Origin of the sequence: Paraglaciecola hydrolytica (assembly GCF_001565895.1) — a bacterium.
In the GTDB taxonomy this organism is placed as follows: domain Bacteria; phylum Pseudomonadota; class Gammaproteobacteria; order Enterobacterales; family Alteromonadaceae; genus Paraglaciecola; species Paraglaciecola hydrolytica.
Window position 1 is genome coordinate 79,303 of record NZ_LSNE01000018.1, and the last position, 11,373, is coordinate 90,675.

Annotated in this window: 10 protein-coding genes; 1 reads left to right on the plus strand and 9 read right to left on the minus strand. The window is 41.7% G+C overall.

Features of this window, described 5'->3' with window-relative positions; genetic code table 11:
• Positions 1 to 1,133, plus strand: a 1,133-nt coding sequence (locus AX660_RS21340; protein WP_068381911.1) for a tetratricopeptide repeat protein, incomplete at its 5' end; no start/stop codon positions are given.
• Positions 1,134 to 1,341: 208 nt separating this feature from the next.
• Here AX660_RS21340 and AX660_RS21345 read toward each other — a convergent pair.
• From AX660_RS21345 to AX660_RS21385, 9 genes are all read right to left on the minus strand, one after another.
• Positions 1,342 to 2,115 carry a YggN family protein gene (locus tag AX660_RS21345; protein ID WP_068381912.1) on the minus strand — a complete coding sequence of 258 codons (774 nt, stop codon included), beginning with the start codon at positions 2,113 to 2,115 and terminating at the stop codon, positions 1,342 to 1,344.
• 88 nt (positions 2,116 to 2,203) lie between these two features.
• The gene (locus AX660_RS21350; RefSeq protein WP_068381913.1) at positions 2,204 to 2,707 is read right to left on the minus strand and encodes an Lcl C-terminal domain-containing protein; all 504 of its coding nucleotides are present in this window, start codon (positions 2,705 to 2,707) and stop codon (positions 2,204 to 2,206) included.
• Positions 2,704 to 4,419: an Lcl C-terminal domain-containing protein gene (locus AX660_RS21355; protein WP_068381914.1), complete on the minus strand. Its 1,716-nt coding sequence runs from the start codon at positions 4,417 to 4,419 to the stop codon at positions 2,704 to 2,706. The genes AX660_RS21350 and AX660_RS21355 overlap by 4 nt, the downstream gene beginning before the upstream one ends.
• Before the next feature lie 91 nt (positions 4,420 to 4,510).
• Positions 4,511 to 5,866, minus strand: coding sequence for a PEP-CTERM-box response regulator transcription factor (gene prsR, locus AX660_RS21360; protein ID WP_068381917.1), 1,356 nt, complete (start codon positions 5,864 to 5,866; stop codon positions 4,511 to 4,513).
• A gap of 30 nt (positions 5,867 to 5,896) precedes the next feature.
• Entirely contained in the window at positions 5,897 to 7,915 is a 2,019-nt protein-coding gene (gene prsK / locus AX660_RS21365) for an XrtA/PEP-CTERM system histidine kinase PrsK (protein ID WP_068381919.1), read from the minus strand.
• Positions 7,916 to 7,992: 77 nt separating this feature from the next.
• On the minus strand, positions 7,993 to 9,135 hold the full coding sequence (locus AX660_RS21370) for a beta-ketoacyl-ACP synthase III (RefSeq protein ID WP_068381921.1): 1,143 nt from the start codon (positions 9,133 to 9,135) through the stop codon (positions 7,993 to 7,995).
• A 152-nt stretch (positions 9,136 to 9,287) separates the two neighbouring features.
• Positions 9,288 to 10,238, minus strand: a complete 951-nt coding sequence (locus tag AX660_RS21375) for a hypothetical protein (RefSeq protein WP_068381923.1) — start codon at positions 10,236 to 10,238, stop codon at positions 9,288 to 9,290.
• Positions 10,239 to 10,248: 10 nt separating this feature from the next.
• Positions 10,249 to 10,917, minus strand: coding sequence for a hypothetical protein (locus AX660_RS21380; RefSeq protein ID WP_068381925.1), 669 nt, complete (start codon positions 10,915 to 10,917; stop codon positions 10,249 to 10,251).
• Positions 10,910 to 11,373 (minus strand): RNA polymerase sigma factor (locus AX660_RS21385; RefSeq protein ID WP_068381927.1); only part of this gene is annotated, 464 nt, incomplete at its 5' end. The genes AX660_RS21380 and AX660_RS21385, both read right to left, overlap by 8 nt.

Consider the following 11,373-nt stretch of genomic DNA (forward strand, 5'->3'; position numbering starts at 1 on the left):
TTGACTCTCATCAAAACGATGTTGAGCTATTGAGTCTTTTTGGGAGTGCCACTGAATCTATAAGAGATATAGATGAATTGAACCTTGCACCTCCTGAAGAGCTTCTTTTTCGTCAAGTTATAAGTAAGCTACACAAAGCCCTCAAATCAGATAGAGGTGAGTTTGAAGAAGATATATTGATAGGGCTTTCAACTGCTACTCGAATGATGTCTAGGCAATACGATGAACTCTCTGAATTTTGTTACAAGCGCTTAGTTGAATTATCGCCATCAAATCCCGCATATCACTATGGTTTAGGTTTATATTGTAAAACCCGAGGCTTATTTGAAGAGGGTCTCAGAGCCAATGAAACAGGACTGAAACTTTTAGATGAGCCTAGACAAGCATACCTTTGGAATCTTGGTATTTGCGCTACCGGCGCTGGCGAAGGAGAAAAGGCACTAAAAATATGGAAAAATATCGGCAATAAAATTGAAATGGGTGCATTTGATCTACCTGAGGGTAGATACCCATCATGCAAAGTAAAACTTGCTGAATTTCCTCTTGCTGAAAGAAACCAAAACAATGATCATTCCGGACTACAAGAAACTATATGGATCGAGAGATTAAGTCCATGCCACGGAATTATTAGAAGTGTTTTGTATCACAATCTTGGTGTGGATTATGGCGATGTAATTTTAATTGACGGCGCACCAATTACATACCATAAGTATGGTGATCAGAAAATACCGGTTTTCCCTCACTTAGCAACATTGTTAAAAAGACAATACGCGTTTTATGATTTTGCAGCAATACAGCAGGAAAAGGGACAAATAAGCGAAATAAGTGAATCTTTGGAACAAGATTCGGTGATATATGTCCATACTGAGAATTTCAGGATACTTTGCAATACTTGTTGGCTAGATCCTGACAATAATCATGAACAGCATGAAGAAGCTAAGAAAAATATAGTTACAGGACGAATAGCTTCACCTAACACTATTTCTGCGAAAGAACTTTTGTCTCAAATCGATAAAGCCATAGGGTTATTAGCAAACTGTAAAATTTATAGTCCTCAACTAGTTCAACTAGCAGGTTATGAAAAAAGAGCGGAGATAGAACGTAAACGTTACAGTCTAATTGTTGATAACTAATGTGAGATTTACGTTGTTTCAAAAATCAAATCGATTGTCCGCTTTTGGCACATACTTACCTATCAGATTTAGAACGGAACATTAAAGAAAAACTTTCCTGCTTTTCCTCAGCTTTCTCTGTGCAGCGAAGCGCTCTGTGGTGAAAAATTTTGTACTTTCGCTTTTCACTAGTTTCTATTCACTATCTACTAGTTTCTAGCCTCTGCTTTTAGCGTTTTTCACCTGTCGCCAAAATATCGTAGGGACGCAGTTCTGGAACTGACGCACGTAGGCTGTCTTCAATCTTATCTAGGGTTTTAAATTTTTTGCAGAACCATTCGGCTTTTTGCTTAAGTGACTGGGCTTTGGGTGCGACATTTTGTTCAATCTCTACCCCCATATTTTCTAGACGCTGGGCGAGTTCATCCACTTTTTGTTCGGTACTTTGCTCACTAGCAACCAAACCACCAATAGCCGATAAAATACCGCCTACCGAGGTACTCATGGCTTGTTCAATTTGCTCTTCAAGTTCACGATCCACAAAATCATCAACATTTTCAAGGCGGCCAGGGCCCATATAATAGGTATTGTTAGCGTGAATAAATTTTTCGCGTACGCTCTTTTGTACTCGGTTAAGAGAAGCTTGCAGTTTTTCCTGACTTTTATGATCTTTACCCATTAAACCGGCATAAACTTGTTCTACGGTTTCAACTGCCAGCTCAACACCTTCATTAGCTAATAAGATCATTTTTGGCACCACCATGTGCAGGCCATTAGCCAGTTGTGCTAATTGCTGCTGTTGTTCGCTGTCATGCAGTTCAATCCAGTTGCCAGCCACCATAAGCTGAGAATCACCGTTGATTTGATAAACTGTGCGGCTGTGATCAATAACGCGAATTTGTTGGTCAGTTACTACTAAACCGTATTGCAGAGCAACTTCGCAATTGAAATCAGCCCTAACACTGGTGCAAACCACCAATAAAAATACTAAAGCTAAGCGCATGTTTTTCCCAAATATTAAGATCCTCTGTAGTGTGCCTTGTCACACAAAAAATGCAAGATAGGATAAGACAAGCGTGGTAATTCTCAGGTTAATTGGCAGTACGTACCAAGCGGCTATACACAAATAGTTTTTTATCTTTAAGGGAATTACTACTGTTAAAAAAAGCGATTACCCAAGCCCGTTGCGGATCGGTAACTGAGGGGGTGGAGCTCCAAAAATCATCAGCCGGAGTATCTGGAAATAATTCAATATTGATTGCTGGGCGTACACATTGAACTTCAGTAATACTGGCCAACTCTTTAACGTTGGGCACACGCCAGCCTTGTTGATTGGCATAAACATAACCATGAGCGGTAACAAGAGCTTGTTGCCAACTTAGAGCAAGTGCATCACCAACGCAGCTGCCATTTTGCCACGTTTGACCTAAGCTACAACGCATCCACATCAAACCGTGTTTACTATCAGTTATGGTGCCATTTTCGTTATCCACAAAGTTGTCACTCGGTGTGGTTGCGGCAATACTCTCCACACAGGTTTGTGCAATGAGCGAACATGAGGTGGTTAACAACAGCAGTAATAGTATGTGCTTCATCTTCCAGCCCTCACTAAACGAATTCTCACAGGTGTCGTTTTAGTCAAAAAATTATCGTTTCCAGAGGCAAAATCCACTGCCCATGCATTAAGTGGAAGCCCTTCTGCCACACCATCAGCACTCGACTGAGCTGTCCAATACCATGCAGGGCTACCCAAGTTAAGGGTGGTAAAAGGAAAATAATTGGCATCTATCATCGGAGCTTGTTCTTGCCCAAAATGCACTATCGACAATAGCTCTTGAAGCGTGGGTAAACGCCAGTCGTTAAAATTACACAAGCCTAGTTGATTAAGGGCATCTACATAGGCCCTGGTATTACATTCACTGAGACTGCAGCTTGCATCTAAGCTTGTTTGTGCCCCCGTAGGATCACCCTCAACTTCAACCCCATACCAAGTGAAAGTATGTGCACTACTTTGTAATCCAATGTGGGTATTGGCTAATTTCACTTCCCAAATCAAACCTGTGACATTGTCACGCACACAAGACCAATTGCTGGCACTGGCATCCACTTCATCACCTACAGCATTAAGGCGAGTAAAATCAAAACCCTGCTCACCACGTCCGGCTTTTTCAAGTAAACCATTAGTGGCAATAATATCCTGACCTCGTTGCCCATCTTGTCCAGGATAGTCATTTTGCTGATTGTTACTCAGTGCTGAATCCGTTGCTTGCATTGTCACGCCGGTATCATTAAGTGGCCGAAGTAATAAGGGCCGAATATTCACATTGACCGAATCCTCTACTTTATTGCCAGAGGCATCTGTGACTTCTAAGGTAAAGGTCATCATACGGGCACTAGTAACCTTGGGGGCAATGGCATAGGTTTGCTTTTGCTGAGCGTCCGCGATAAACGGTATTAGTTGTGAATCATTGAGCCAACGGTATTGCAATGGCTCGGCCGCAGCCACGCTGGTACTGGCAACACCTGCCAATATAATGATTTCTCCTGAGCTAAGCTGATGATCAAGACCAGCATTAACTATGGGCAAAGTATGACTGGCACTTTGCACACTCAGATTTATGCTGGTTGTCGTTTGTGCGCCTTCAACATCGGTAACGGTCAGACTAAAACTCAGATTGTTGTCGTTGGCAAGTATCGGGCTGGTAAAAGCTAAGCTAACCCCGTTGGTGCTGATACCATCAAGTACCGCTGCTCCGGCAGTTTGTTGCCACTTAAACGCACTGATTGCCTGACTGCTATCAATCCCATCGGGATCATAACTACTGCTGCCATCAAGTATCACCTGTACTCCAGCTGGATATTGATTTGCCGCTAAGCCAGCAAACTGACTCGCTTTAATGACAGCAAGCGGGGGCAAATTGACGGGCTGTATCTGATATTCAACCGTATCAGAACCTTTATTACCTTGGGAATCTGTGACCTCAAGGGTAAATGTATAAGTAAGAACTGTAACCGTGGTGGGCGCCACAAAACTAGCCGAAGCTGTGTTTTTATCCTCATGGGTGATAACGAGGTTAGGGCTAGCACGCCAGGCATAGCTTAACTCGGTAGACTGCCCCACGGCATTACCACTTATTGTTACTGTGGTATTTTCATCAACAGATTTATTAGCACCAGCGTTAACAATCACTTTCACTGCCGGTGTATTGGTTTCACTATCGAGTGAGCCGCCAGAGCATGCGGTTAAACCGACAAGCAGCAATATCGAGCAAAAAAGCGATAGTAGGTGTTTTTTTGATAAGGACATAAGGGATTGCTTAAAAGTCAAAAGCGCATAGCCAAAAAATCATAATAGTTTGACTATGCAGATTGCATACCAGCTGCAATACCTAAGTACACTAACCGGTTTTAATATCATCCATATGATATTTGTCGATCAGCGAATACAAGGTTGGGCGAGTTACACCTAATAATTCTGCGGTGCGCGACATATTACGTTCAGCAATTTGGTAAGCATTACGAATTGCTCTGCTCTCGGCGTGTTCTCTCACTTCACGTAGGTTTAGAGTGTCGATACTGAGCGCATCATTATTAAACGTTAGGTTGAGATCTTCAGCCTGAATATGTGTACCTTCGGCCATAATCACTGCTGATTTCAGTTTATTTTGTAGTTCACGAATATTACCTGGCCATTTATGTTGGGACATGGCTTTAATCGCGCCTTCACTGAAACCTTTGATCTTGGTTTTAAATTCTTCGTTGTATTGAGCTAAAAATGTGCGAGCTAACAAGACCACGTCATTATTACGTTCACGTAAGGGTGGAATGAGAATACTGATCTCGCCGATACGATAATACAAATCCTCGCGGAAAGTTTGCTCAGCCACCATGCCAGGGATATCTCTATGGGTGGCACAAATCACGCGAATATCCACTGGAATTTCACTGCGCCCACCGACCCTTTCAATTACCCTCTCTTGTAAAAAACGTAGCATTTTGGCTTGTAGACCAATCGGCATATCACCAATTTCATCTAAAAACAGGGTGCCGTTTTGCGCGGTTTCAATTTTACCTGGTGTGGTTTTATTAGCACCGGTAAAAGCGCCTTTTTCATAACCAAACAATTCACTTTCGAGCAGGTTTTCTGGAATAGAAGCACAGTTAATCGCCACAAAGGCTTTATCTTTACGTAAGCTATGTTCATGAATACTGCGAGCAAATACCTCTTTGCCTGTACCACTTTCACCCAATAACAAGGTACTGATATCAGTTTGTGCAATACGCTCTGCTTTGCGGCTGGCGGCGAGTATGCTTTCACTTTGACCAATAATTTTGTCCATCGAAGGTGCCACAGCAGCTAGATGGCGGTTTTCCATTTCCAAATTAAACAGGTTCATCGCCCGGCTAACTAAGATTTGAATTGTGTCGGAATCAATGGGTTTCTGATAAAAATCGTAAGCGCCTAGATTAATCGCTCGTAAGGCATTTTTTTTATCGTTATTGCCCGTTACCACAATCACTTTGGTTTGTGGTGCTAGCTCTAAAATTTCTTCTAAGGTGGCCATGCCTTCTGTGGCATTGGCCGGATCAGGGGGTAAACCTAAATCCAAAGTGACTACTTTAGGTTCAAAACGGCGTAATTGGGCAATCGCCGAAGCACGATCTTCAGCAAAAATAACTTCGTAGCCTGCAAAACTCCATTTTAATTGTTTTTGAATGCCTAAGTCGTCATCCACGACTAAAATCTTTTCCATCTTTCTATCCTTTGAGTAAGTACTTAACCATTAAACCGGAATACGCAATGTAAAAGTCGAACCATGCCCTGGTTGACTTTCAACAACTAACTGACCGCCCATTTTCTCCAAAAACATTTTTGCATCAAAAGCCCCAATGCCCATACCAGCATTGCCTTTGGTAGTATCAAAAGGTTTAAATAAGCGAGTTTGAATAAAATCTTCACTCATACCAGAACCATTATCAATAATTTTCACTCGCATGTACTTTTCATTGTCTGCAAGTTCGAGTATCACATCAACTTTACCATCATCTTGGGTGGCTTGTTGGGCATTACTAATAAGGTGATACATCACATTACTAAATTTTTCGCGATCGAGTACCACTTGGGTTTCACTTACTACTCGTAACTGAGGTTTAGGTAAAAAACTGGCACAGCGCCTTTCGATAACGTTAGCAATACACTGTGACAATACAGCCAAAGACTCAGTGCTAGTTTGATTGGCATTTTTATCGGTCAGTTGATTTAACATTTTATCCATACGCGCCTTGGTATGATGCAATGTCTCAAAGGTATCTTCAATAAATTCAGGATTATTTTTATGTTGTTCCGCATTACATAAAATCAAATCAATTTGCGCCAGTACATTTTTAAGATCATGTAAGACAAAGGCCGACATCCGCGCAAAAGCGGTAAACTGGGCATTTTCAGCTAATTCTTTGGCTGCCTGCTGATGAAATAAGAAGTTAGAGACCTGGGCGGTTACCGCATTAATGTAGTCTCGCAACTCCCAGTTAAGCTTTTTAGTGGTATTGTCAGAGCCTAACATGGCAGCCATACCCCAAAACTCGTTGTTTTTGTACAGAGGCACAATGATTTGAAATCGCGCCTGATTCAACATAGCATGATTTATTTTTAAACCTTCATAATGATAAGGCTGAATGCGCAGTTCACTAAGATCAACAATCCAAGCTTTTTGTTTGAAAAACTGACTCAGTGCCATCAACACCTGTAATTCATCTTGATTTAAACTGGCATGTTCAACGTCGGCCAACTTGCTCAGTTCACCATGTTGATACTTATATAAACAACCGCTTTGATAGTCAATCGCTTGTAAAAAGCCAACTAATGCCGTGAGGTAAACATTGGTTTTATCGTCTTCGGCATTATCTAAACACTGAGTCAGTTTTACCCATTCATGGCGATAATCAAATTGGTTGGCAAAAAAATGTTTGGTAATAAATACTTTCATACCGGTACGAAAACTGGTGGATAAAAACAAGGTAGCGAGCAAAGTCAGAGATAAAAAAATCAGCACGACTTGAATAGTCGCATCCCATTCTCCCCCCCAATATTTCACTGCATAACCCACTAGCGCCATCAGTAACAAATACCCCCCCGCCACCATTAATAAGGTGGAGTGCAAAACCACTTCACGGGAAATATAAATTTCCACGCCCCAGTTTTTTACTCTTCTGATTGATAAAATCAAAAACGGAATTAAGGCTGCGTAGATATATCCCCGCGCCGCTAGGTAATAAACGTGGATTTGCTCAACCATCAAGGCGTTGGCAAAGGTAACAAAATCAAAAATACTGGTAACCGCCAGATAAACTATCAAGGGTTTTAAAGCCCAGCGATTATCTCCAGCCTGACGATATATCACTTCCAGTAATATCAAAACCTCTAGGGCTATACCTGTCTGTAATAGAAATAGCCAGCTTCTAGGAGCAAGCCCTGACAGTGACAAACCGATAGCCACTAGCGGCAGACACAAGATCAACCAAGTCTCTTTACGTGCCAGTACCTGACGAATATTTTTAAAGTTATCTTTAAGACAAGTGGCTAAAAACAATAACCAAAAGGTATTTTTGATGTTGTCGAATAACAGTAATTTTTCAACAGAAAGGGGGGAAGCAAAAAACGGTACGCAAGACCACAAACAAGTTGCAGCAGTGGCTAAGACTAACAAATATTTAGCTAATCCGGACTTACGTACGGTTAGAATTAAAAGTAACAGAAAGGCATAACCCACGGCACTGATAATGTAACCAGACGCTGCTAACATAACCTCAATCCTTATTTATTATTGTTATCGAATTGCAATACTTGTTTAACCTGTTATCTCGGCACCGTATTTACTGTTTAAGCAGTACTTTTTGTTTTTTGCTTTTTTAAGACTAGGCTACCAATCGAATAACCCGCACCGAAAGAACACAACAAACCAAGTTCACCACTGGCCAAATCTTGATGATTTAAGTGAAACGCAATGATAGAGCCAGCCGAAGCCGTATTAGCAAAGGTATCCAAGACAATAGGCGCCTCTTGTGCCGATGGATCGCGATCCAGCAGTTTACGCGAGATCAAGTTATTCATATTGATATTGGCCTGATGTAACCACCAACGTTTAACTTGGGGAGCCGTTAATTGGTGTCGTGATAAATGTTCATTAATATGTTCGACCGCCATAGGGCACACTTCTTTAAATACTTTACGGCCTTCTTGATGAAACAACATATCCTCAGCAAAAGGATTGCTGTCGTTGGCACGACTTACATAACCAAAATTAGAACGGATATTGTTAGAAAAAGAGGTTACTGCTTTAGTGCTTAATATTTGATAAACATGCGGTGCATTTGCTGTTTCTGCCGCTTCAACCACCATAGCAGTAGCCACATCGCCAAAAATAAAATGGCTATCACGATCACAATAATTGATCTGAGGTGAAGTGAGTTCTGGATTAATCACCAACACCCCTTTAGCCGTACCAGCCGCTATCATTTCGTAGGCACGATGTAAGGCAAACGTCGCAGCAGAACAGGCAACTAGCATATCAAAAGCAAAACCTTTAATGCCAAGTGCATCTTGTACTTCTATCGCTAAAGCCGGATAAGAGCGCTGGGTATAAGCACAAGAAACTATTACTACGTCTATATCTGCAGCGGTTTTATTGGCCGCTAACAACGCTTTTTTCGCAGCATGCACCGCCATTTCAGCTTGATCACTCAATTCATCATCGGCACGAGCAGGGATGTTCGGGCGCATACGATTGATATCCAAAATACCGTCTTTTACATAAACATGGCGACTCAAGATACCTGAGGCTTTTTCGATAAATTCTGCGCTAGAAAGCGGTTTAGCCGTTAATTCACCATTCTTAATTTTAAGCTCATGCTCAGCATTATACTGCTCAGCGTAGGCATTATACGCGGCGACTAATTCTTCATTTGAAATACTATGGGGAGGTGTCCATAAACCGGAACCACTAATTACTACTGACGCTGTCATGCAAATATCCAACACAAAATTATTCGGTTAGATTAACCCGTTAAAGCCTAAATGTCATGGTCAAAAGTCATTGATAATCCACTAATAAGTCAAACAAAAGCCAGCGTTGCGCTGGCTTTAGAAAAGCTCTAAACACTCAAGTGCCAAGAGTTTTAGAATAGATATGTCGTGGCTGTGGCAAGCAATTGCTCTTTATTGCTTTTGCCAGTAACACAACTTTTCACGTCTTTATACTTAAACACATAAACCTTATCGTGGCTGCGGATCACACTATCTTTATCTGCTTCAGCAAAATCACTTAATACAAAATTGATGTGCTCATTGTCGGATAAGGACTTTAGCCCCGCACCATAACGACACAACATATTACCGACAGTTTCTTCAAATACGGCTAATGATTGGCTGTACAATTGTTTTTTAGCCGCTTCACGTTCTTGGGCGATCTTTGCCTGCTCTTGGGCTAATTGTTGGGTGTATTTTTCCAACTCAGCGCGTTTAGATTCGAGCTTTTTCAGATCGCCTGCTACATTGGCTAATTCTTTATCTATCTCTTTACGCCTGTCTCCTTCGGCATTGCGTTTTTCAAACTCTAAGTCACGACGATTACGCTCATACTCTCGTTGCTGCCACGATAAATCTCGCTGACGCTCAGACAATTCACGCATCTTGTCACGGCTTTCTTCGGCGTAATCACTATCCCTTTCAAAGGCTTCGCGAATAGTCTCTTCGATGTCATGTTCATCAATATTAATTTCAACATGCCGACTACCTCCTCCCACAGGAGGAAGAGGAGGAAGAGGTGCAACAGGAGCCACTGCTAAATTGCTCAGCATATTTGCCAAATCAAAACTGAAAAAATTACCACGACCATTGGTGCCAATATCAAAAACGACGCCCTGCCCAGCCAAATATGTAACGGCATCAGCTCTAAAACGTATATTTTTATTATTATTCTGTTTAAGCGAGGCTTGCAGAATATTGAGCATAATGCCCAGTTCATTGCGCACCTCTTTTACATTAGCGGGGGTTTGTGCCTGCACCTGGCTAAAGGTTAAACCCGCTAGGGTTAAAGCTAATAGTGTTTTCTTAAAGATTAAATTCATGATGTTATCCTCACTCTTTACTGCTATTTAAACCCGATTGCGCGGGATCGGTATAAATGTCTTGTTGTAATTGGTTAATCTGCCGAGCATAAAACAGCTGGTCGTCAGAACGTTGTTCATTAATAAATTTGATCAGCTCAGCAAAATCTTCGCGACGTTCTTTGCGACTTGAACTGAGTAAATACTGAGTCAACTGACTACTGGCATCTAATTGTTGTTGCTGCATGGTCTGCGTAAAATTAGTTAATGCCAGTTGCTGAGTTTGTTGCTGACTGTGCTGAAAATCCTGCAACTTATCATTCACCAAACGCTCGATGTCCTGATGACTCTGTTTAGCGGCAAAACTGACCGTTAACGAACCGTCATCCACTTTGATTTGCAAACCACTTAATACCATCACCATAGCGACAACCGACAGAGCGATAGATAATCCAGACAAACCTTGCCACTGCCACCATTTGGCTTTTTCAGGCGCACTGAAAGTGCTAGCTCTGTCCCACCGTGGCACTTCTTGCTCAACATAATGCTGAGCATGTAGACTAAACATATTGGCGCTAGCTACTTGCTGGGCAAAGGCCTCATCATCTAAACAACGTTGTTCAAATTCCTCACGTTGCTGTACGTTTAATTGCCCATCTAACCACCAGCCAAGTAGCTGTTCATTCTGATATTTAGGCATAATCAACCTCCATTAAAGTCTTCAGTTTTTCCAAGGCGCCATACATTCTCGATTTAGCGGTATTCACTGACATACCCGTCAGTTCGGCTATCTCTTCAAAAGTAAACTGGCCAAAAAACTTCAATTCAATTACTGATTTTTGTGCCAAAGGCAGTTGTTGCATGGCATTCACCAATTGTTTATTGTCACTGGCACTGACAAGTTGTTTATCAACAGCAATATCTTCACTCTCAATTTCGGGAATATCGTCTAAACCGTCCATTGGTCTTTTGCGTCGATAAAACTCAATACATCGATAGTGGGCAATACGAAATAACCAACTTTTAAAACTGCCTTCATTGCGATAAGAAGCAAGGTTGCGATAAACCGAAATAAAGACTTCCTGCATTAGGTCCAGCGCATCCTCACGTTTGCCTGTCATCCGTATGCCGTAGTTATAAATAGATTTTTCATAAC